We start from the raw sequence: 22,727 nt of genomic DNA on the forward strand, positions 1-22,727 counted from the left end.
GCCGTTGCGCAAGATCTGCATCGAACTACGCGCGTTCGATAGCGCGCAAGCGTAATCGGTCGGCTTCATCGTGACGCGCTTCGATTTCCCTGCGTATCTCCCATGCGAAGTCAACGGCAGCCGGAGTCATCGACGCGACGACCAGTGCACCAACGGCTTCATCGATCGGGCTCATTGAGCCGCCTTGCCACTGCATCAAGCCTGGCCTGGGAGTGGACGGAGAGATCGGTACCTTTCGGGAAGTACTGCCTCGGCAATCCATTCGTGTTTTCGTTCGAGCCGCGTTGCCAGGGATGCTGCGGATCGCAGAAGTAGACAGCGATCTCGGTAGCCACCGTGAAGCGCTTGTGCCCAGCCATCTCTTTGCCCCGATCCCAGGTCAGTGATCTGTACAGCTCGTGAGGCAGTTTGCCACCATGTTTTATGAGGGCGTTGACGACGGTCTTTGTATCCTTGCTCGCAATCTTCTCCAGCATGACGTAGCGGGTTTGACGTTCGACGAGAGTTGCAATCTGGCTGTTCGCGTTACCAAACAGCAGATCACCTTCCCAATTCCCCAGTAGCGCACAGTCTTCCGCTGTCGCGGGGCGTGCACTGATCGATACAGCGTCGCAAATTCAGCCGTGATCGTCCGTCGTCATGGTGTGATGACGTGAACGACCCATCGCTCGCGTTCGGCGCAAATGCTCCAGCAATTCCCTCTTTAGCGCTCCGCGGGCCTGTGCTGGCCACCGAACGGATCGAGTCCCCGGCTACCAGTGAGCGCGATATCTCCTCGCGCTCGGCTAGCGTCAATGCCAGTCTGGAACGATGTCGCGGTGCCGGTTGTGTTCCGCCGATCTGCGCCAGAATTCCCTCAATCGATGAGTCGCTCCGATCGAGCAGTTGCGCAATATGCTGAAGCGATTCGCCTTTCCGCCAGAGTTCCCACATTAACGCCTTGTGGCTCTCGCTGTAATAGATCCGGGTTCGGTACTTCATCTGCAACACTCCCGCTGCTCACGCAGCTTCTATTGTGTTGCATCGACGGTTGAATTCGCAGGCCAATGCTGTCGTTGCTCCGTGAACGCGCGCACGATCGGGAAAGCATTCCTAACCCGACGGCAGAAAATAATGTCCGTGAGCGGGCTTGACCGTCGTCGAACGGCAGTGAGCCCCCTTCCGGCCGTTGGATGTCTCGGCCGCTGAGCGGCAACTCGACGACTGGTGGCGATTGATCGGCTCTATCAATGCAGGCGCCCTGAAGCGTCTTCCAGAGCCGTCGAAAAGGCTCTTCCATCGACATCCGTCAGTTGCAGTTTCCGCGCACAGGCGATAGCCTGCGTATGAACTGCGACCGGTGGTAGTGTAATGATCGAAGCGGCGCCCATCGCCGCGCGCAGACCGAATGGGCCTGGGCCGAATTTGTTATAGGCGTAGTCGTTGTTGAACGCGGACTTTGACATCTTTGAAAGTGCCTCGGCGTCCCATTGCGCGACGGGCTTCCCGTTCGCATCGAGCAGCGCAGCCGCGACGACATGCACCGGCGCCTCGGGGGTCCCGGCATCGAGCGCGACGTGAAAGCGCACGCTACCATCAGCGAGGATGGCCGCGCGAGTCAACGTTAGGTGATGGACGGTCGGACTGATAGGACCACTATGAAATGGCGTTACGACGGAGCCGCGGTAGTAGCTATATGTGCCAACGTTGAACACGAGAACAAAAGTCAATACCGTGAGGGCGAGGTTACGAAAATCAGTATCCGAAAGCGGCAGTGCCTTGCATCCTGATGCCCACTGGAACCAGCCACTACTTTTCCATCGCGGCTGGCTGCGCAGCAGGACATTGTCCACCGACCAGGCCCCGCTGCCGCCCAACAGCAACGTCGCACCCATCGCCAAATTACAGGCCGCCATGGTCCATTCGTCGATGCATGTCGCCCCTTGCCAGCCGAACATAAGCATCAGCACCACGGAAAACCCCATAGAAGCGAGCGCAGCAGCACGCGTGAAGAGGCCCGCCATCAGCATAAGTCCAACGACAAGTTCGGCGGCGCTAAAAAGAATGACGCCGCCGTACAGCAGATAGAAATGATGCAGCATGAAGCTGATTACATGGTCCAACCCTAGCAGCGCGCCTGGCATCGCCGTCTGCAACTTGTTGGCCATCCAGTGTGCGGCATGCGGATTGAGCTTGCTAGGCCCATAAATGAATCGCCGCGAACCCCCTCCCCAATAGATGAAGCCCTGAATGGCACGGACCGACACTAGGGATATCGCCGAAATACGCCATATGCGCTGGTCTGGCTGGCCCGCAGAACGCTCATGAATGACCGCAGGCAATACATTTGAACTCATGGAGGAACCTCTGAAGTCAGTGTGTGTCGTGGGACGGGAAGTCTGCTACCCGCTCTTGCAGCCTCACCGATTCATCAATCATCGCTTTACATCGTATCGAAAGGAACGCGGCCGTAAAAATACCTTAATTGCATCGGCGCCATAAGCCTCTGCTATTCAAATATATTAAACGTGATGAAATGGCGCCTTCGTATGCTTATTGATGAGCACCCTGTAGTGGTCTAATTTCCTCGGACAGGTCGATAGGAGAACACTCAGTCCATATACGCCTCGAACGCCGGACCGATTGACCCGGGTTGGGATTAGCCGAGTTGCCCTGGCATTGACCTGTCGGTCGGGCTCCGGCGTTCCCCGAGTGTTGCCGGGCCCAGCGTTTGTGACCTGATAGGAGCTTTGTTCTGCACCGTGAGTGTCCTGTCCAGCGAGTGGGATTGGCGATGCGCCCACTACGACGAAAACACACATGGAACAAAACGAAGTAATTCTGGGCGTCGACACGCATCTGGATACGCATGTCGGTGCAGTAATTAGCGAAACGGGAAGGCTCCTAGGAACGCTGTCGGTTTCTGCCGACACGGCAGGATATCTCAAACTGCTGACCTGGGCGAATTCTCACGGTCACCTGTGCCGCGCTGGCGTTGAAGGGACCGGCACCTATGGCGCGGGCTTGGCCCGCGTGCTGCGAGATCATGACGTTGAGGTGCTGGAGGTCAATCGCCCTGATCGAGCCGCGCGTCGATCGCGAGGAAAGTCCGATCCCACCGATGCGGAAAACGCCGCGCGGGCAGTGCTCGCAGGAAGAGCGACGGCGATTCCTAAAGAGCAGTCCGGAGTGGCCGAAGCGATGCGAGCAGTCTCCGTCGCTCGTCGCAGCGCCGTCAAGGCCAAGACACAAGCGATCAATCAATTGCGGGCGCTGCTGGTGAGCGCGCCACAGGATATTCGCGAGCGTCTTCTCAAGACGAAGACCGCACAATGCATTGTAAGTTGCGCACGTCTGCGCTCGTTGGGGACTACCCCCGTCTTGCAGGCGCTGACGACAACGCTGCGATTACTGGCCAAGCGCTGGATTGCGTTGGACGAAGAGCTCAAGGCGCCCGATGCCATGCTTGAGAGTCTGACGACTCAGCATGCTCGACGCCTTCGAGAAAGATTCGGCGTGGGACCGCAGACGGCCGCCGTCTTGATCGCTGTCGCCGGCAACAACCCCGAGCGCTTGAAAAGTGAGGCGGCACTGGCAGCGCTTTGTGGCACGAGTCCCTTGCAAGCGTTATCTGGCAAGACGGTCCGACACCGCCTGAACAGGGGCGGTGACCGATCCGCCAATAATGTCTTGTGGACCATTGCCATGGTGCGTATGCGCAGCGATCCCAGGACACGGGCTTACGTCGAGCGCCGGACAAAGGAAGGGATGTCGAACAAGGAAATTCGTCTTTGCCTGAAGCGCTATACCGTCCGGGAACTGTACCCGCTCATCCTGGCTGATCTGACCGGGTCGACGCGTGCTTCTTGACATAGGAGCATCAATTCGGTGATGGAGAGATTCTTCCTGAACCTCAAAATGAAGCGCGTTTGGCAGCGTCAGTACGCCAACCACGATGAGGCTCGGCGCGATATCAACCAGTACATCGTTGCTTTCTACAATCCGGTGCGCCTGCACTCCGCGCTGGGCTATCTGTCGCCCGCCGCCTACGAGGCGAATCCGAGCGAAAGAACTTATCTGCCTGTCCGAAACTAGTTGACCACGACACCCATATACACACAACGCATGGCAGGGATATAACCATTGTATTTTTCCTTACTGACCGGTACCCCTACACTGAGCCATGCACTTCCGCCGATTACATCGATCGCAACGGGCTAAATACTCAACCCAAATGTAAGGACCGACAATGAATAAGCTTTTCTGTTCTACCGGCTTTGTCGCATTGATAATCACGGCATCGCTTTTCTGTTCGGCAACCAATGCTGCTCAGCCAAACGCCGGCGCGTCCCAATTGGAAGTTTCACAACCTCGACAGGGGACCTCCGACGCCGCTGTCCAGCAGACGCATGGGAAAACCCGCAAGGAGGTCTATGAGCAGCTTATTGAGGCGGAGGAGGATGGCTCTCTAGCACGCCTCAATTCAACGCTGTATGGACCCTGAGCGTAGTAAAAATCGGGCACGCATTGATGCCCACCCGTCCTGATGTCCAGCGGTGCATCGTCTTCATCAACCTCGCAGGGCTGAAACCGGGCGCGTCGAGGCGGCGGGCTGCGTCCGCCCGCCTCGCGTTTAGCCTACGGCTTGCCCTACTTCGTCATCCTGTGCGAACAGCTCTGCGACGATGCGCGACATGTACGGCTTGCATCAGGATTGTGGCTGAGATGGAACGCAGTCGGGACCCAGACGTTCTGTGGCCAAGCGGGCCTTCATTTTATGACCCGCGCGGCAATTTAGCTCCAGTTATTTTTATACATCGCCATTGAGAGAATTCGTCATGAACGCAATCAGATCTCTTTTCGTTACAGCGCTCGTTGCGGTTGCATCGACGTCAGCGCTCGCCGCGCCTACCGATTCGGCTGCCTTCTGGACGACGCCCGCGATTCAGGGCTACGGCAACATGCACTACCTGCCGGACAGCGCGTTCAAACCACAGCCTGGCCATACCTACAAGGTGGTCTTTGCGCTGACCGAGGCCGCTGCACAGCCTGATAAGGTCAACCCAGCGCTGGATCGCGTGGCGCGCACGGTCAATCTCTATGTCGCTTCAGGGGTACCATTGGCGAAACTGAAATTTATAGCGGTTGCGTATGGCGCGGCGACACCGATCGCACTCGACAATGCGCACTACCAGGCAGCGTTTGGCGTGGCCAACCCCAATCTTCCGCTGATTGCCGAGCTCAAGAAGGCCGGCGTGACAATCGCGGTGTGCGGGCAGGCAGTGGCCGAGCATCATTTCCTGTACAACTGGATTGACCGGGATATCAAGGTTGCGCTTTCCGGCCTGACCACTGTCACCACGCTCCAGCAGCAGGGTTACGCGCTCATGCAACTCTAACTGCACGTTCGTCGCGGGTACTGGTAGTGCGGACTGCCGGGCAAAGCGTACCTGCATTAATTGTTTGGAGTCCACTGAATGTCAACCATCAAACGAAACAATCTCGCCTTATTCATGATGAGCGCCATCGGCGCCCTTGTTATAGGATCTGCCCACGCAGAGGGCGAGCCGGCCCCGGGCACCGTCGGCATCTCGCATAGCCAAAGCGCTTATCCACCCTGGCAACGCGGTGCGAACAATGACAGTCCGGTACGCGGCCTTATGTTCACCGAGCCCGATGCGGACAACCTTGCTGACTTCCATGGCGACCCGCTTCATCCGTCTCTAGTGCTCTATGTAGGCGGCAACTACTTCTTTGCGATGGCGCCGCTCGTGCAAGCGTTCGAAGCGCGTTATCCACAATACAAAGGCCACATCTACTGGGAGACGATTCCCCCCGGCCTGCTGGTCAAGCAGATGGCAGACGGCGGCACGATTACGGTCGGCAACATGACCTGGACCGTTCCGGCTGATGTGTATCTCGCCGGGCTGAAGGCGGTTCAGAAGCAGATTGACCTGGGACGCCTGCAGCGGCCGGTTGTGCCGTATGTGATGAACACACTAACCATCATGGTGTCGCGCGGCAACCCCGCCCATATCTCAGGACTCGCCGACCTCGGCCGGCCCGAGGTCCGCCTAGCGATGCCGAATCCCAAATTCGAGGGGATCGCACGGCAGATCAAAACCTCGCTCGAACATGCTGGGGGCCACACTCTGCTCAACGAGGTGTACAGTACCAAAGTCGCCGACGGGTCGACCGTGCTGACGCACATCCATCACCGGCAGACACCGCTGTGGATCATGCAGGGCAAGGCGCAGGCAGGTGTCACATGGCAATCGGAGGCGGTGTTCCAGGAACAGGCCGGCCATGACATCAGCCATGTGGACATTCCTACGGCAGACAACACGACGGCAATCTATGCCGGGGCCATAACAAAGCATGCGCCCCACGCGGAGGCGGCTCAACGTTGGCTGGACTTCATCCGCTCGCCCGAGGGGCTCGCCATCTTCGAGCGGTACGGGTTCAAGCCGTACCAGGCTAACGCCGGGTGAACGCGCCTGCCACCTGCTTGGACCACATGCCGGGGTGCCCTCGGTACCACGCATCCCGGTCATTTTCCAGTCGGGATCGCTCCCTTAGCCTCAGGCAATCGGATTCGCACGTGGCGGTTCATAAAAAGCGAAATCGGGCTGCTGTCGCCGAAGCCCTCTATACGTCACTGCCTAGCATTACAGGGGCGATCATCGGACTCAAAGATGATTTGTGCATCGAGGATATTCTCGCGCCATGGCACGCGGCTGAGCCACTCACTGACAGGGAAATAAACGTCGCTGCAGCAGCACATAGATTTTTTTCGACGTCAGAGCCCTCAACCTCCTCGGCGTGCACCGCATGACCGACGGTCAGGAGGAAGTTATTATCGCCGCCGCGCAGATGTACGCTCGCTTTCTACTGCGCAACGCGATCGCACTAAGCATTTAGGGCAGGATGACGGTGCGCCCAAGGTTGGGCTGCGCGCTGCCGGCGCGGAGATGGTAAAGACCTCGACGACGAGGACCGCGGCGACTCGGTCGGCGCCGCTCAGCCGGGATTGCCGAATCGTGCTATCGAACGGCCTCTTGCTTGAAGTAGATTGCAAAGGGCATGGTTGCACGTACCGGCTTTCACTTGCGTGGAGTCGGTGACAGTCAGAACGTTCGGAAAGCCGAGGGCGACTGGCGTTGCATCCGCAATCGTTGTCGACGTCCGTCGCACGTAACCCCAAAGGAAATCTACCGACAACTAAACTAGGCGCGACGTCCGCGCCTACCGTCGCGCCGGCGCTTATCTTCATATGCCCGGCGCCGGACCGGCGAGTTTCCCGCAGTTCCATGCCACCGCGCGGCACGAAATCCGCTCAGCATAGCGGAACTAGATAGACCGCGCATCGGTCAGCAGCGCCTGCTTTCTCGGCCGGCACTCGAACAGCACTAGTCTAAGCCGTTATCACATCAGCTCGCCGACTCCCCGCCTGACCAAAGGCTGGCCGACGCGCAGGCGCTCAGTCTCGCACTAACGCCGCCTGCGCGCCATCGAAAAACGCTAAAAAATTGGGGTACAGCTCACCATGACTGCAATTCCCGGAAACTACGCTAGCCGGACTACACCGCGCATGCGCGCCGCGCTACTCGCACTACGTTTGCAGGCACAGCCCCACATGCACGTTTGTGCGAGATGCGTCACAGATATAGGTTGTATGCGAACGATATATTTTATTTCCGTCTTCTTGTTGCATACGCTGTGTACGTGGAGCGCTGAACAGGATCTCATTTGCCCTCGCGGCTCACGCAGGTTTGCGCGATGGATGCTGCAGCCCAGCAGCGGCCCGAGGAGTTCCGGCTGGGTAGAGCCAGACTTTCTGAGTCCCAGGAAGTATCCAGTTTGCATTCCGCTGTAATCAATTTAGGAGCCCAAAATGGACAGGCTTTATATGCCGTGCTTTTCCTTAATCGTGCTTTGCGTCAGCAGGCATCGATTCCAACGGATCCCCCCAACAGAGGACCTGCTCGGAAATCTGTCAGAAACTGATCCATGAAGAAGACAACGGACTGCACTTCGTGACCGACACGTCGTAGCCGGACGTCAAAGCCCCGTTTCTACGCAACATGCGGCTCAGCTTAAGGAACAACCTGAAAGTGGCACTGGAACCGGCATGTTTGGTTCGAGCGCCGTGGGACCGCGAGAAGCGGCAGGCACTGCCGGCATGGGTCAAAGTCATGTTTCTATTCCTTTCTGCGTCGGACCGGTCAGCTTTCGTACATCCTATTTCGGCAGCTTAGGCAGCGACATGTCGTGCAAGCCAACCGATTGCCCAGTACCAGACCTAATTCATTGAAGGAGATCAATCAGCAGCGCGTGTCCCCCGCCGTCTACCGTGATGGCCAGCGATCAACCGACGCGGCGATACTGCTCTTGCGATCCGCTTTTGCTGGATGAAGCGTGAAAAACGACTTGCCCGCTTTTGTAGACAAGCAACTGCGAGAAACCAATGGAAAACCTGATTAGTCGCGCGATTTATCACCCGCTCGTCGCGCTCCCCACGTTGTATCTGACCGATCTGCTGTGTAAGGTCGACTACAGCCCGGGCGGTGCCTTTGTGGTGTTAGCATTCGCATCAACGTTACGGCTGGCGCGGCTTACGCACCGATGGTATCGGCGCAACAGAACAGAGCCCGGAAACTGTCACGAACACTGTCCGCAACGGACAGATGCGGACATGAAGGGTTACTGGTCCGCATCGTCAACCGGACGTCAACGCGTCGGCTCTGCCCCTGCAAACGGCCATTCGATTCGCGAAGTTGACCGTTGCTTTGCCGGCCATCGCGGTCGTTGGTCCAGCAACGCGTCAATGACTGGTACAAGTTGCAAACCCGACAACGTTCCGCAACCTTGTCGGGCTACTGCTCTAATGGTCTCAGACCGGGGGTACGCGGCCCGTTCTGGCCATTTGATCTCGTTTCAGAACGCCGGTAACTTTTTTATCGCCAGCGTACATAAAGCGCGAGTTCCGACGAACGTAGCTTCCCGCCGCACCTGACGCAACGCCAGGGCGAGCGAACCTCGTCTAAGTTATACCTTACATGGAATGTTAACGAACTCCCAAGTGACTCCATGGACGTCCTGAGAGAGCATCGTTCGCGATGTCTGCGCCCTCCGCTGCAGCGGGAGGACCTTGGCATGGCAATGCGCAGGCGCCAGTTAAGTGCCGCTGGTTGCACAAACGTGTGCGGCTTTGGAACGCTTGAGCCGTATGCAGGGAAACTTGCACGTACGGCTCTTAGGGGAGGCTGGAGCGGCGACCCTGCGGCCTTACCCCCTCATACGATTGCGGTGCGACACGAAGCATGACGCCTCCAGTTGTGAACTTTCGCCGTTAAGGAGCCCAATCCGGTCTTCCGCATAAAGGCGCCAGGGACGGTTCGGCTTTTAGGCGCCACTGCCGTCTGAGTCGGGCGCTCGAACTTCGTAGACTGCTACGCGCTTGTTCACGCGCTGTTCGGCGATTTGGTTCTCATCAAGCAACTGCCAGGACGATCTGGGCATTGCTCGCACGCAATCTGGCGTATGCCCCGCCGGTATGAACAGAGCATCGATCGGATAACGCAGTAGATTCATCTTCATCGGTTGCACAAGTGATCTGATTCAATGGCAAACAGGTCGGACCGTCGGTGACAAAACCTGCGCAGTCTTAGGGATCGCGAAGCCGTGGATATATGTAGGAGTCGCCGGGCGAAATCCATTGGGGCCACGCACAACCGTGCCATCAGTAGGCCGAATGTATATATGCAATCCTTTACCTGCTTGCTGTAGAACAGATTGTTTGGCAAACGGGACGAGGCCATGTACGAAACCGCAGCCCATATCTGTTCAACAACGCAACACATCCTTGGCAAGCCGGAGGCGTCCATATAGAAGACGACGGAGGTCGAAATCCTGAAGGATGAGCTTCCCCTGAAATTTCGCCTTCCAGCAGGTCGCGTATAAACTCGACCGAAAGGAAGGAAAGAAGAAATGTTCAAGGTACCGCACCAGGTGTACACGGCGGAATTCATGGAAGCTGCCGTGCAACGAGTCAAGGACGGGCAAGGCGTGAGCGCCGTGGCCCGCGAATTGGGTATGTCGATACAGACGCTGCGCAACTGGCTTAAAGCTTCGGAAGCCGGCAAGTTGAACGGCCCACGCGCGAAGGTCGTCACGGCGGAACAGATGGAACTCTCGCGTCTGCGGGCGGAGAACAAGCGCTTGCAAATGGAGCTGGAAATCGCAAAAAAAGCGGCGGCGTTCTTCGCGAAGGACCTCCTGTGAAGTTCGCCTGGATTGACACGCAATGCCGGCACTATCCGCTGTCGGCGCTGTGCGAGGTCCTTGGAGTAAGCGTCAATGGTTATCGCGCGTGGAAGCGCGGCGGCACGCCTGAGCGACAACGGCTCACCGATGCCCAATTGCTCACGTTGATTCGAACGATTCATGCCAAAGTCAAAGGCGCCTACGGTTCGCCGCGCATGACCGACGAGGTGCGCTCTCGCGGCTTTCCGGCCAGCAAAGCACGTGTGGAGCGGCTGATGAGCGCCAACGGAATCCGAGCCCGCCACAAGCGCCGTTATCGCGTGACAACCGATTCTCGGCACAAGCTGCCGGTCGCACCGAACGTATTGAACCGACAGTTCACGCCGGCCGAGCCCAACCAGGTGTTTACCTCGGACATCACGTACATCTGGACGGATGAAGGCTGGCTGTATCTGGCGGTCACGCTGGACCTGTTCAATCGGGAGATTGTGGGCTGGTCGGTCAAGCCACGTATGACGGCGGAGCTCGTAACCGATGCGTTGACGATGGCATGGTTCCGGCACCGGCCTGCGCCCGGCGCGCTGCACCACTCGGATAGAGGCAGTCAACCGCAGTCGTCGTCATTCATCGCTCGGCTTCACGTCGCCAACTCAGTTCATGCAAGACTGGCTTGCGGCTCAGCGGACAACGGATACGGCTGCATAACCCCGGTCCTCTGGAAGGCGAAAAACCGAGGGAAGCTCAGGAAGCCGTGGAATGGGGCCGCTCAAGAAAACCTGCTTGCGCGCTCGCCCTTGCTGCCGGGGGACGACCATTGAAAACGGTCTGTGAAGTCTTCGGCGTGGCGCGCTCTGGTGTAGCAGCAAAATGGGCTCGCTCGTCGGCTTGGCAATATCGTCGTAGCGCCAGACCGACCGACGACGCGGAACTGGTCGAGGAAATCCAGGCCCACGTCGCGCACCTACCGACCTACGGCTACCGACGCATCTGGGCACTGCTGCGCCGTAGTCGAGAACAGACCAGCGCGCCGTGCATCAACCCCACGCGGGTGCATCGGGTTATGCGTGGAGCACCAGTTGTTGCTGCGTCGTCCCGGCGTGCGGCGAGACACGCGGCGGCATGACGGTCGAGTTGCCGTGGACCGCAGCGATACACGCTGGTGCTCCGATGGTTTTGAGTTCCGGTGCGACGATGGCACGCCGCGGCGCGTAGCGTTCGCGCTGGACTGCTGCGACCGGGAGGCGATTAGCCGGGCTGCGACAACGGGAGGCCATAGCGGCGACGTGGTGCGCGACGTGATGCTGGCTGCCGTCGAACAGCGCTTCGGCACTACGCAGGCCGCGCAGACCATCGAATGGCTGACGGACAACGGCTCGGCCTACATCGACCATCACACGCGCGGCTTTGCGCGCGAACTGCGCCTGCAGCCGTTGACCTCGCCCGTGCGCTCGCCGCAGAGCAACGGGATGGCCGAGTCGTTCGTGAAGACCATGAAGCAAAATTACGTAGCCTATATGGATAAGCCTGCCGCGCCAACAGCCCTCTCACGTCTGGCCGTTATTTTTAAACATTACAATGAGCGCCTCCCGCACAAAGCACTGAAATATCGCTTGCCTCGCGGGTTCAGGCGCGCAGCGCAGTCATCAATCTAACGGTGTCCGCGTGTCCTCAGGAGATATGCTCGGATCTGGTCTGGTGTACGGGGGAGTTGAGGCGGGCGATTGAAGGCGGTGGAGGTTTTAGCTGAGAATCTGATTGTCGAAGTCGGAAACCAGCAAACAACAAACCATCCACCATGAGCAAGTTTACGGAAAAAGCGGTTATCGGTCTATCAGGAAGCGGTCTGGGCCTGGACGAATTAGTCCGTCACGGAGCCCGTCAGGTGATTCAACAGGCGATCGAAGCAGAGCTGCAGGCGCTGCTGGAGCGGTTCGAAAACGTCAAGACGTTGCACGGGCAACGCGCGGTGGTGCGCAATGGCTATTTGCCGGAGCGCGAGGTATTGACGGCGGCCGGCCCGATTGCGGTGCAGGTCCCCAAGGTTCGCGATCGTTCAGGATCAGGCGTGAAATTCAATTCATCGATCGTGCCACCGTATGTGCGCAAGTCGCCGCGTGTGAGTGCCGCGTTGCCGTGGCTCTATCTGAAAGGAATCTCAACGGGCGACATGAGCGAGGCGTTGAGCGTGCTGCTGGGCGAGGATGCGAAGGGTTTGTCGGCGAATGTGGTGAGTCGCCTGAAGACCCAATGGGCCGACGAGCATGCGAACTGGAGCCGGCGTGAGCTGTCGAAGTCGCGCTATGTGTACTGGTGGGTCGACGGTATTCACACCGGGCTGCGAAGCGAAAATTCAGACGGGCAATGCCTGCTGGTGATCATCGGCGTGAAGCCGGACGGGCGCAAGGAGCGTGTGGCGATCGGCGATGGGTATCGCGAGTCGAAGGCGTCGTGGCAGGAGTTGCTGCTCGATCTGGAATCGCGTGGCCTGCAGGCCGGTCCGTTGCTCGCAGTCGGCGACGGAGCAATGGGTTTGTGGGCCGCACTGGAGGAAGTGTTTCCCGCGACGCGAGGCCAGCGCTGTTGGTTTCACAAGGTGGGCAACGTCCTGAACGCGCTGCCGAAGTCACAGCAAGGCAAAGCTAAAGCAGATCTGCAAGCGATATGGATGGCCGCGACGCGCGCCGACGCGCATGCCGCCTTCGATCGGTTCGTGACGATCTATGCGGCAAAGTATCCGAAGGCTACTGAGACGTTGAAGAAGGATCGCGAAAGCCTGCTTGCTTTCTATGACTTCCCGGCCGACCACTGGCAGCATTTGCGAACGACAAACGCGATCGAGTCGACGTTCGCGACCGTGCGCCACCGTACTACGCGCACACGCAAGTGCGTATCGCGACCAACCTTCCTGGGTCTGGCATTTAAGCTGATCGAGGAAGCCGAGAAAACATGGCGGCGCATCAACGGCCCCGAACAGATCACGCTATTGCTGGAAGGCATTGCCTTCAAGGACGGCGAACCGGTGCAAGACGATCAGCCCGGTCAGCAGAAACTCGCCGCCTGACGTCGCTGTTCATCAACCGCTCATACACCAGACTTGACCGTATCTCTGTCCTCAGTTGCAGGAGCAACTCCAAGAATAGGGTGAGGCTGATATGAAGCAGGATGGTACGTCCCCCAAACGACCATCCCGCGAAGATACGTTTCGCATAGCGAAGCTCTCAAAATCTCATCGCCTACGAAGCTTGTTTTGTTCACGGTGTTTTACTAGCATTGGTCTCGTCGCGGGCAAATAAACAGTGTGTGCGACTTCTGATTCTCATTCCTTGTTCAAACTTTTTTGGGAACAAAAATGGATAATGCAAGCCAGTCTTTGATTATGCAATCTTTCGACGATCTAATGGACGAAGCAGAGGCTCAGGCTGTCGTCGACGGCATTGGATCTGATCAGCAACTCGAAGCGCGCATTTCACGCGAAGGCAGTGGCGGGGGGTCCAATTCCTACTGCTGACCGTTGAGTATCCGGTGCGGCTGGAGTGCCCCGTATCTTCAGTCGCATCAATTGTAGTTGCTAGTGCAACCGCTCAAGGGAACTTGGTGTGATGTCTTCTCCAACGGTCTTCAACAGTGTGTTTTTCAATAGCGCAGAGGCAGTCTCAAGGCGCATCCTAGACTTGATCTATCGGCACAGTCTCGACGATATGCAGCGGGATGTACTTATGACGAGTCTCGGTGAGGCACCACTATTTTCACGCGATCGACCGGATTCTATGCCTGTGTCGGTGCACCTCCCTTTGCTGATTATGCGCGCTGTGAGCGCCACCGCCAAGGACGAGATAGGACTTGCCGTGGTGCTGACGTTATTGGAGACAGGTATCTACGTTCTTGACCACTTGATGGACGATGAACTTAGTTCGTCGCTTGCGATTTATTCTAAACCAGTAGTAATGACCGCTGCGGCTAGTCTTATAAGCTATTTGCCGCGCATTGCGCTAGACGAGCTGGATTGTTCTTTACAGCAGCGTGCCGCGTTATCTCATCTCCTCAGCTCGGGAATGGCGCGGATCGCGCACGGTCAACTTCTAGATGTGGCAGGCACGACGCGTATGTGCCCGACGCCTGCCCAAGTCGAAAGGGGGATCATCGGGAAAAGTGGCGCACGCCGGGCTCTGTACGCGAAGATGGCTGCGTCGTTGGCTGGAGCAACCTCCTCTCAAGCGGTGCACTTTGAGGCCTTCGGCGAGGCACTAGGGGTTGCGCGCCAAATTCGTTCGGACCTCGTCGATCTCTTCGTATCGGCTAAAAGTCGCGACCTTGCGGCGGAGATATTCACTCTCCCGCTCGCCATCTACTTTCAAGATGAGGACGTCGACGAAGTCGAGGTGATGGTTGGCTTGTTAAAAAGCTATCCGAAAGATCCTTCCTCCCAATTTCTCATAAGGGAGCGCTTAAGAGACTCCGGTGCACTTCGCAAGACTCTTGTTCGCAAAGAGATGTACTGTATTCGGGCTCGGAAGCATTTGCAGAAATTGTTGCCCGAGGTTTTGGGTGCTCGCGCTCTTTCGAATTTGCTATCGGACATTTCTCTGCATGACGTCGATCAATAACCGTTCCGACGAACAAGGGTGGAGAGCCACGCTTTTACAAGCTCCCGGAGTCGAATTGCATTTGGATGTCGATGCACAGGGCGCAGCCGCCATCTTAAAAGATGCGACACATTGGCGTTATTTTTTGCTTACTGAACTTGGGCTAACCGTTTGGCGGGCGATTGACGGCGAGCGCATTTTGAAAGACGTGGTCGAGCGCGTAATTTGCGCTCATCCGGAGGCCACAACTCCCGAGGTTCTGCAAGTGGTTGCGCGTTTGCATCGATCGAACTTTACGGTTCTAAGCAATGCGCCAACTTGCGAGGTGCGCCTGCGCATGTTTCGTCTTCGCTGGTCCCATCCACTGTCATGGGACGTTCACTTCATGCGCGGAAACTGGCTGTTCGACAGGCTGTACCGCTTTGGGGGGCATCTGCTCTTTACAAAAATATTTGCATTCATCGCACTAACAGTCGGCATTGTAGGCCTAATTCTCTTCGCATCGATTGAAAGCGAATTTGCAATACATCCGTCGTTTCTGCCTGCTCTTGGACTCGTAGATTTTGGAGTTATCTGTGTTCATGAATGCATGCACGGGTTGGCAGTGAAGCACTTCCGACGTAGGCTTGGCGGGGTCGGTTTTGGTCTGTTCTGGTCTGGGCCGGTTCTCTTTGTCGATACGTCCGACATGTGGCTAGGAAAACGTGCGGAGCGCATGCTCGTCACCGGAGCGGGGCCAGCCGTGGAATTTGTAGTTGCGGGAGCCGCAACGATCGTCGCCACATTTGTGTGGAAAGGCGAAGGATTAGGCAGCACGGTCATGCTCTATAGTGCTATTTGCTATGCACGTTTGCTGTTCAACTTGTGCCCCTTGCTGGAGTACGACGGCTACTTCATCCTTGTGGATATTGTCAAGTGTCCGAATCTACGAAGGAGGTCGATTCAATGGCTTCTTAGGTGGATAGCGGGACCAGAGCGGTGGCGCATCCTGATCTTGGAACAGAATCGAATATTCGCGGGCTATTGTTTTATTTCGTTCGCTTATATCGGCGGACTGGCTTTGTATATGTCACGCGTCGTCTACTCAAATTTAAACATTGTGTTGCATCTTATCGCCGGCGAAAGATTTAGTCGCATAGCCGCGACAAGTTTAGCTAGCGTATTTATACTGGTTTTCTTATACGGAGTTTTTCGCGACGTATGGCAACAACGACTGGCTAGAAATTTCAGCGTTGACTTGTAGAAACATCGATTACTGTTAATGAAGGTGATACATGCGCTATCCGCGGTTTGATGCAGTCGACGCTTACGGCGGTCGATCTTGTGTCGAGTTTCTGGAAAAAGCCTACAGTCTTGCTGATGTTAGAGCGATTAAAAAGAGGAGTTGTGACCTTCTGCGCTTGAAGCACGGACAATATGCCCTCGATCTAGGCTGTGGTATTGGGTTCGACGCACAATACTTGGCTGAGCAGGTTGGGAAGAACGGAAAAGTTGTTGGTGTTGATTCCAGCCAAACCATGATTCAGCATGCGAAGCGCTACGCAGCAGAGTGTTATCCACACCTAATGTTTATACAAGGCGATGCGTATAAGCTGAATTTCCCGGATAAGCACTTTGATTGTTGCCGAGTCGATCGATTACTGCATATACTGGATAAACCGGTTCGTGTTATGCAGGAGGTTTCTCGCGTCACTCGCCCCGACGGACGTGTTGTTGTTGGCGAACCGGATTGGCAGTCGCTCCACGTTTCTGGCGGCGATGAAGAAACCACCATGATCTTGCTGGAACATGCTCAAGACTCTTCTGCCTCAAGTCAACGGATCGATCTCCGGCTTGAAATCATGTTCGAGGAGAATGGGTTGCAAGTGGAGACTATCTTGGCGGAACCACTAGAAATAGCCGACGTTGATATGGCTGTTCACCTCTTCCATTTTGGCGAACTTGCGTCTGCGGCGGTGCGCGCAGGACTTTTGAGTCGTTCGAACGCGCGAGCTTGGCTACAGTCTTTATTGGATGCTGAGCAGCAGAAACAATTCGCATGCTGCCTGACGGGTTACACGGTCGTTGGATTGAAGCAGCGCGGTTGACGCGACTGTCTCATTCGGATCGGGAGCACATATTTGCGCGCTTGCTAGAAGCTGCGGATCAGAGCCTGCTACTCGGCTCAGTCCTCTCCCGCTCAACTAACGGCTGGACTGTAACCGTCGCAGCGGCGACGTCTTGACCGGAGATCGTTTCGCCCCGGCCGTCTAGGAGACCTGCGGCTGCCAATCGGTTGAGACTTATCCCCCGGACGCGATGCAGCGCATTGCAGGCGGCGTCTAAAAGACTGGCGAGCTGCCCACGTCCGGGACTGGCTGCACGAGGCACTGATCCCGTTGGTAGTCGACTCTTGGCCCATGCCCGCAGTGGGCGGACGTCAAAAACCACCCTAATCCCAGAGAACTGCGTAACTCTTTTCCTAGTGCTTTTTTTAGCAGTAGCCGTATCCTCCGGCCGCCTGATGTGGCCACGCGCTTCTCGGCCACCGTCTGGCCACGCCATTCACAGTTACTTCGCATAATATGTCGAAAGTTCATTAGTGGGCGGTTGGCTTGTCGACCGCAGGAGTACGGTTTTATAGCTTCGAGCGGGGCGTTTGATCCGCTAACAGCAGCTGCTGTGTTGCCCCTTCAGTTTCGATCGCAAGCACCGCGATGATGCAGAGGTGTTTTGTGAGGGATGTTGCGCAGCATAGCCGATTAATCGTTCCGTGGGAACCAAGATGTCCAGCAACTTTACGCGGTCTATTTCATCGCTTAGCCGGTCGGGTTTAGTCGATGCTCCCTCCGATGGGCAACCGGAGAAAACCGAACAGCGGTGCTCTAACCACACCACGACAGGTGTTCTTTCCAGTCTTTCCCAAAGGTCTGTTGAGACTCGCATGGCATCCAGTTCTTCAAGCTCTGACTCCAGTTTGTGGGCCCGCCCACCCCAGCGGCTCCATGCCGGTTCGCAAAAGCCAACCACGATTCTTGATCTCGACGGGGCTGACAAGGGTCGCTTTTCAACCGAACCCTTGAGCATGACACCCGAAGAGCAAGCAAATTCGCCGAAAGCAGTTCCAAAATTAAGTCGATCAAATCTCCGACCCAACCCATTTCGGTCACCAGACGCAGAGCCCAGAACTAAAGAAGCATTTGTCGCCGCGCTCGTTCGGCTGCAACTCAAGAAAAAAGTTTGATGCACCGGACAAAGAAAAGTGTTCGGGCGTCAGGGAAACTTACCGCAACCCGTACGTCCTCAACCACTGCACTGAGTTTCGCAATTCTGGACAGCGTCAAGCAGCACGGCCGGTTTACCGACAACCATCTTGGCCGGTCGACCGGGATGATTGTCGGTCGTTATCCGGTCATGGTTGTCGCTCCTTGTTGTTGATTGTCGCCGGATGATTGTCGGCGCCTGCTGTTCTGTTTGTCGCTGGCGGTGCGACGACGGTAGCTTTCGACATTCATCTCGAAGATCGTCGAATGATGGACGAGCCGGTCGATTGCAGCGACGGTCATGCCGGGATCAGGAAACACGTCATTCCAGCCCGAGAACGGCTGGTTGGCGGTGATCAGAAGGCTACGGCGCTCATACCTTTCGGCAATCAGCTCGAACAGCACGCTGGTTTCGGCCTGATCCTTCCGGGCATATGACAGATCGTCCAGGATGATCAGGTCGAAGCGGTCGAGCTTGGCAAGTGCGGAAGGCAACTGCAGGCTCTGACGCGCAGCCTGCAGCTTCTGCACGAGCTCGCTGGTACGCGTGAACAGCACCCGGTAGCCGGCGTCGATCAACGCGTGTCCGATGGCCGAACCTAGATGACTTTTGCCGGCTCCGGGCGGGCCGAACAGGAGCGCCGTGGCGCCTTTCTCAAGCCACGAATCGCCGGTCGCGAGCGCCATGACGTGGGCCTTCGAAACCATCGGCACCATGCTGAAGTCGAAGGTCGCAAGCGTCTTGGTCGGGTCCAGATGCGACTCAGCACGATGACGTTCGATGCGCCGCTTGGCCCGCTCGGCCAGTTCGTGTTCGAGCAATGCGCCGATCAGCCGCGTGGCCTCCCAGCCTTCCTTGTCGGAGCGCTCCGCAAACTCGGGCCACAGGCGGGCGATGGTCGGCAGGCGCAGTTCATTGAGCATCAAGGCAAGACGGCCGGCATCGTAAGCGGGCGCGCTCATGCGACCTCCTTGCCGAGCAGGTCGTCATAGCTGCTTGCGGGTGGCATCTCAACATTGACGACTGGGCAATCGGCGTGACGCGGCGCGAACTCCTCGCGTAAAGCCTTCAGATCAGGCAGCTTGCCGTCAACCAGCAGCGCGTTGAGGCGCGCGGCCAGCACGGCCTCGACGCCATCGAGCGCGGCGAGCTCGAGCAATCCAACGATGACTTTGCATGCCTCGCGCTGCGTCAGCCTCGCCTCCAGCTGTTCCCACGTCCGGCGATACGCCTCACGCGGAAACAGCTGATCGCGAAACGCAAGTCCCTTGAAGGCCTGTGGCTTGCGTTTGAGACTCTCAATGAAGTGTCGGTAATTCAGTGCGTGGCGGTTGTCGCCGCCACGCGAGCCTCGCGAGGTGGTATGCACCAGCGCACCCGACAGATAGCAGTCGAGCCGGTCACCGTACACGCGCACTTTCAGGCGATGACCGATGAGGCGCGATGGCGCGCTGTACAGAATGCCGCGTACCGTGAAGGTGCCGCAGCGCGTGACGCGTGCTTCTTCCTCGACGAAGTCTGTGGTACGCCTTAACGGCAGATCCATGAGCCGTTCGCGCTCAAGGCGGAACGCCGCTGCGTTACGCCGGTTGCGACGCATGACGACCTCGCGCAGAAACTCATCATAGGCCGCACGATCAACGAAGTCCCGGTGACCGCGCAACATCAACGCCTGGTCGACGGCTTCCTTCAGATAGCGATGCGATGACTCAACGCTACCGTTCTCGTGACCCAGGCCGCGATTGTTGCGGGTCCCGGTCATGCCATAGTGCTCGAGCAGCGCCGCATAGCGCATCGTGAAGTCGTCTTCGTCCGCGAGGTTTCTGAACGCCGCCGACAGACTGTCGGTGCGATGCTCGCGCGGACATCCCCCGGCCTGCCATAGTGCATTTTGCAATCCCACGGACAGTGCTTCGAAGCTCTCGCCACCTTCAACAATATTGGCGTATTCCCAGCGCGAGAACGCGAGCACGAAGTGGTACAGCCGGTGTTCGAATGGCACGCCAGCGATCGTCACTCGCAGTTCGGCCATGTCAGTAAAGTCGGACAGGCCGCGTGCGCCGGGCTCATGCAACTGCGGGAAGAAGACTTCCTTCGGTGGGCCGGACGTCGCCCGCCAGTGCCGCACGCGTCGCTCGAGTGTGCGGCGTGTGCTGTCGGGATACTCCCCGGGATGATCGTCCTGCAGCTTGCGCAGGATCGTGACCGCCTGAAGTTGCGGCGCGTTCGCGAGCATCGGAACGACTTCAGTATCCCAGACGTCGGCGAAGGGATCGGGACGGGAACGCCAGTAACGACGCGGTTTCTGTGATGGCAGTACGGTGTCCCGTTCTATGCGCCGGGCGCTGCGGACACTGATGCCGGCCTTGGCGGCGGCAATCTCCTGCGAGTGATGTTTGCGTTTGGACATGTAGAGGCGAACCTGTTGGTCGGTAATGCGGGTTCCAGACATGTAGCTGATCGCTTTCTTATTCGATCAGCCATCGTAGAGCCCAGCCGACTCGGCGCCGCCGGTGGGGAGAAGTCTCCGGCGGCTACGCCGCCTCCGACTCCTTCCCACCGGCCAAGACCTTTGCCGCTACACCGGCCAACATGATTGTCGCGGTCCACAATTCGATTCGATTTTCAATTTTGACCCTCGGTAAAGGCGCAAAAGCGAATCTCGCGGACGACACCTTGACTGCTTTATGTGAATTCGTCGGTTGTCTCATCGACGCGGGACCGATGTATAGCCCGGATGAGCGGCCGTACATCGAGCGCTTCTTCGGTACTATCGCCAGCCGGTTGTCTTCGCGCCTGCCGGGCTATACGGGTTCTTATCCGCGCGATCTGCGCCGTGCTCTCGCTGGTCGGAAAGGCAACCTGCGTCTGTATGTGTCGCTTGATGCACTGGAAGAGCTTGTTGAACATGCGATCGCTAGCTACAACGGCACGCCCCACGGCGGCTTGAATAACGCCACCCCACTCGAGGCGATGGAGTATTTTATCCGCGGCAAGCAGATGATGATCACATGGCTCGCAGAACATCATCGACGCACTCTCTGCCTGATGCAGTCGGCACGCTGCTGTCCCGTGCGAGCGCACCTTGACCAAGGGGTGCGTCCGCACATCAATCTGCATGGTTTGCGCTATACGAGCGACGTGCTGGCCGCCAGCACGCGTCTAATCGGCACACATCTGTTGATCTACATCAACGCCGACGACCTGCGTTGTGTGCGGGCGATCCTTCCCGACGGAACCGAACTGGGCGTGCTCGATGCACAAGGGGCATGGCGTGTCGTGCCGCACAACCTCAAACTGGGTGAGGAGCTCCGCAAGCTCAAGGGTCAGCGCCATCGAAGCGCGATGGTCGGCGCCAATCCAATTGAGGCTTACGTTCAAACGAAGCTAGTGTTCTGTCCCAGAAATAACTTTACGTGAATTCAGATTGGTCTATGATCGAATCACGGTGAGTTGGAGGCGATCATGGGACGCAAAGGAATCGAGGTTGTCGTGTCGGAACTGGAGCGAGAACAATTGCTGTCAATGAGCCGCTCGCGTTCGCTGCCTCACTCTCTGGTGCGCCGGGCAAAGATTGTCTTGATGGCCGCTGACGGTTATACGAGTCAAGAAATTGCGACGCAGTGCGAAGTAACACCGCCCGCAATTACGCACTGGAAGAAGCGCGTTGTTGCCCATGGACTTGCCGGCCTGCATGATGAAGGCCGTCCAGGCCGACCTCGCACGCATGATGATGAAGCAGTAGCGGAATTGCTTGCGAGGATACTGCATAAAAAGCCGGACTGGGCAACGCACTGGAGCGTGCGCTCCGCTGCTGCGCAGACAGGGATTTCAAAGAGTTCGGTGGCCCGATATCTGTCGTTGTTCGGCGTACAGCCTCATCGGTCAAAAGCTTCAAGCTATCTAATGATCCCTACTTCGTGGAGAAGGTGCGCAATATCGTCGGGCTGTACCTGAGTCCGCCGACCAATGCCCTGGTGCTGTGCGTCGACGAGAAGAGCCGGTGCCAGGCGCTGGAGCGTACCCAGCCGATGTTGCCGATGGGGTTGGGCTATCTCGAGGGAGTGACGCATGATTACGTCCGGCACGGCACTACCACTCTGTTCGCCGCGCTCAATACGGCAACGGGGGAAGTTATTGCGCAATGTAAGCCGCACCACCGACATCAGGAATTCCTGGCGTTTCTCAGGCATGTGGATCAGGCGGTGCCTGCCGGTCTCGATGTGCATCTGATGGCCGACAACTATGCGACACACAAGCATCCCAAGGTCAGGGCGTGGCTGGCCAGGCATACGCGCTACCACATGCACTTCACGCCGACTTACTCAAGCTGGCTGAATCAGGTTGAACGCTGGTTTGGCCTGATTACACAGCAGGCGATCCGTCGAGGATCGTTCAAGAACGTGCGCCAACTCATTGCCAGCATCGAACGATATATCGAGCATTACAACCAGCACGGCCGGCCGTTCGTAGGGGCCGCGACCGCCGATTCAATCCTCCAGAAAGTGGCTCGGCTGTGCAAAGTTACTTCTGGGACAGAACACTAGAGCAGCCCAGAAATACGCGCAAGGCAGCCACGGAAATCGCGCAGGCAGTCAGGTTGCTGGCGTTAGCGCCGACGATGCGCACGCCCGTGGGTCCGGCACGGCCGGTGGA

12 protein-coding genes and 6 pseudogenes are annotated in these 22,727 nt (G+C 57.5%); 13 read left to right on the top strand and 5 right to left on the bottom strand.

The features are described from left to right. Positions 1 to 25: 25 nt before the first annotated feature. The 3 genes and pseudogenes from OH764_RS34355 to OH764_RS34365 all read right to left on the bottom strand — a co-directional run bounded on the left by OH764_RS34355 (position 26) and on the right by OH764_RS34365 (position 2,336). On the bottom strand, positions 26 to 175 hold the full coding sequence (locus OH764_RS34355) for a hypothetical protein (RefSeq protein ID WP_498851415.1): 150 nt from the start codon (positions 173 to 175) through the stop codon (positions 26 to 28). Continuing rightward, a pseudogene (locus tag OH764_RS34360) lies at positions 159 to 981 on the bottom strand (IS30 family transposase). Before OH764_RS34360 ends, OH764_RS34355 begins: the two are co-directional and overlap by 17 nt. 245 nt (positions 982 to 1,226) lie before the next feature. Further along, the gene (locus OH764_RS34365; protein ID WP_498851416.1) at positions 1,227 to 2,336 is read right to left on the bottom strand and encodes a TQO small subunit DoxD; all 1,110 of its coding nucleotides are present in this window, start codon (positions 2,334 to 2,336) and stop codon (positions 1,227 to 1,229) included. A 463-nt stretch (positions 2,337 to 2,799) separates the two neighbouring features. On the opposite strand from OH764_RS34365, the gene OH764_RS34370 reads away from it, so the two are divergent. The 11 genes and pseudogenes from OH764_RS34370 (at position 2,800) to OH764_RS34420 (ending at position 16,915) form a co-directional block, all read left to right on the top strand. Beyond that, positions 2,800 to 3,849: an IS110 family RNA-guided transposase gene (locus OH764_RS34370; RefSeq protein ID WP_498851417.1), complete on the top strand. Its 1,050-nt coding sequence runs from the start codon at positions 2,800 to 2,802 to the stop codon at positions 3,847 to 3,849. A 12-nt stretch (positions 3,850 to 3,861) separates the two neighbouring features. Next, a pseudogene (locus OH764_RS34375) lies at positions 3,862 to 4,074 on the top strand (IS3 family transposase); the annotation flags it as partial. Positions 4,075 to 4,228: 154 nt separating this feature from the next. Beyond that, entirely contained in the window at positions 4,229 to 4,483 is a 255-nt protein-coding gene (locus OH764_RS34380) for a hypothetical protein (RefSeq protein WP_498851418.1), read from the top strand. A 334-nt stretch (positions 4,484 to 4,817) separates the two neighbouring features. Beyond that, positions 4,818 to 5,378 (top strand): DsrE family protein, encoded by a 561-nt coding sequence (locus OH764_RS34385; RefSeq protein WP_498851419.1) that lies wholly within the window; start codon positions 4,818 to 4,820, stop codon positions 5,376 to 5,378. A 78-nt stretch (positions 5,379 to 5,456) separates the two neighbouring features. Beyond that, entirely contained in the window at positions 5,457 to 6,470 is a 1,014-nt protein-coding gene (locus OH764_RS34390; RefSeq protein WP_498851420.1) for a substrate-binding domain-containing protein, read from the top strand. A 3,499-nt stretch (positions 6,471 to 9,969) separates the two neighbouring features. After that, positions 9,970 to 10,950 (top strand): annotated as a pseudogene (locus OH764_RS34395) (IS3 family transposase). A gap of 37 nt (positions 10,951 to 10,987) precedes the next feature. Continuing rightward, positions 10,988 to 11,897, top strand: a pseudogene (locus tag OH764_RS34400) (IS3 family transposase); the annotation flags it as partial. A gap of 143 nt (positions 11,898 to 12,040) precedes the next feature. Then, positions 12,041 to 13,306, top strand: coding sequence for an IS256 family transposase (locus OH764_RS34405; RefSeq protein WP_498851421.1), 1,266 nt, complete (start codon positions 12,041 to 12,043; stop codon positions 13,304 to 13,306). 538 nt (positions 13,307 to 13,844) lie between these two features. Further along, positions 13,845 to 14,849, top strand: coding sequence for a polyprenyl synthetase family protein (locus OH764_RS34410; RefSeq protein ID WP_498851422.1), 1,005 nt, complete (start codon positions 13,845 to 13,847; stop codon positions 14,847 to 14,849). After that, positions 14,833 to 16,071 carry a hypothetical protein gene (locus OH764_RS34415; RefSeq protein WP_498851423.1) on the top strand — a complete coding sequence of 413 codons (1,239 nt, stop codon included), beginning with the start codon at positions 14,833 to 14,835 and terminating at the stop codon, positions 16,069 to 16,071. Before OH764_RS34410 ends, OH764_RS34415 begins: the two co-directional genes overlap by 17 nt. A 31-nt stretch (positions 16,072 to 16,102) precedes the next feature. Further along, positions 16,103 to 16,915, top strand: a complete 813-nt coding sequence (locus tag OH764_RS34420; protein WP_498851424.1) for a methyltransferase domain-containing protein — start codon at positions 16,103 to 16,105, stop codon at positions 16,913 to 16,915. Positions 16,916 to 18,211: 1,296 nt separating this feature from the next. Here OH764_RS34420 and istB read toward each other — a convergent pair. Continuing rightward, positions 18,212 to 19,033, bottom strand: a complete 822-nt coding sequence (istB, locus tag OH764_RS34425; protein ID WP_498851425.1) for a P-loop NTPase family protein — start codon at positions 19,031 to 19,033, stop codon at positions 18,212 to 18,214. Continuing rightward, a complete protein-coding gene (gene istA, locus OH764_RS34430) occupies positions 19,030 to 20,523 on the bottom strand; it encodes an IS21 family transposase (RefSeq protein WP_498851426.1) in 1,494 nt (497 codons plus the stop codon). Before istA ends, istB begins: the two co-directional genes overlap by 4 nt. A gap of 197 nt (positions 20,524 to 20,720) precedes the next feature. Between istA and OH764_RS34435 the strand changes: the two are divergent. Next, positions 20,721 to 21,461 (top strand): annotated as a pseudogene (locus OH764_RS34435) (integrase core domain-containing protein); the annotation flags it as partial. A 75-nt stretch (positions 21,462 to 21,536) separates the two neighbouring features. Further along, positions 21,537 to 22,618 (top strand): annotated as a pseudogene (locus OH764_RS34440) (IS630 family transposase). The last annotated feature ends 109 nt before the right edge of the window (positions 22,619 to 22,727 follow it).

Source organism: Burkholderia sp. M6-3, from assembly GCF_050858985.1.
GTDB classification, from domain to species: Bacteria; Pseudomonadota; Gammaproteobacteria; order Burkholderiales; family Burkholderiaceae; genus Paraburkholderia; species Paraburkholderia caledonica.

Coding starts and splice junctions, on each gene's coding strand:
- OH764_RS34355 (WP_498851415.1), bottom strand. CDS start 175: ATGAGCCCGATCGATGAAGCCGTTGGTGCACTGGTCGTCGCGTCGATG.
- OH764_RS34365 (WP_498851416.1), bottom strand. CDS start 2,336: ATGAGTTCAAATGTATTGCCTGCGGTCATTCATGAGCGTTCTGCGGGC.
- OH764_RS34370 (WP_498851417.1), top strand. CDS start 2,800: ATGGAACAAAACGAAGTAATTCTGGGCGTCGACACGCATCTGGATACG.
- OH764_RS34380 (WP_498851418.1), top strand. CDS start 4,229: ATGAATAAGCTTTTCTGTTCTACCGGCTTTGTCGCATTGATAATCACG.
- OH764_RS34385 (WP_498851419.1), top strand. CDS start 4,818: ATGAACGCAATCAGATCTCTTTTCGTTACAGCGCTCGTTGCGGTTGCA.
- OH764_RS34390 (WP_498851420.1), top strand. CDS start 5,457: ATGTCAACCATCAAACGAAACAATCTCGCCTTATTCATGATGAGCGCC.
- OH764_RS34405 (WP_498851421.1), top strand. CDS start 12,041: ATGAGCAAGTTTACGGAAAAAGCGGTTATCGGTCTATCAGGAAGCGGT.
- OH764_RS34410 (WP_498851422.1), top strand. CDS start 13,845: ATGTCTTCTCCAACGGTCTTCAACAGTGTGTTTTTCAATAGCGCAGAG.
- OH764_RS34415 (WP_498851423.1), top strand. CDS start 14,833: ATGACGTCGATCAATAACCGTTCCGACGAACAAGGGTGGAGAGCCACG.
- OH764_RS34420 (WP_498851424.1), top strand. CDS start 16,103: ATGCGCTATCCGCGGTTTGATGCAGTCGACGCTTACGGCGGTCGATCT.
- istB (WP_498851425.1), bottom strand. CDS start 19,033: ATGAGCGCGCCCGCTTACGATGCCGGCCGTCTTGCCTTGATGCTCAAT.
- istA (WP_498851426.1), bottom strand. CDS start 20,523: ATGTCTGGAACCCGCATTACCGACCAACAGGTTCGCCTCTACATGTCC.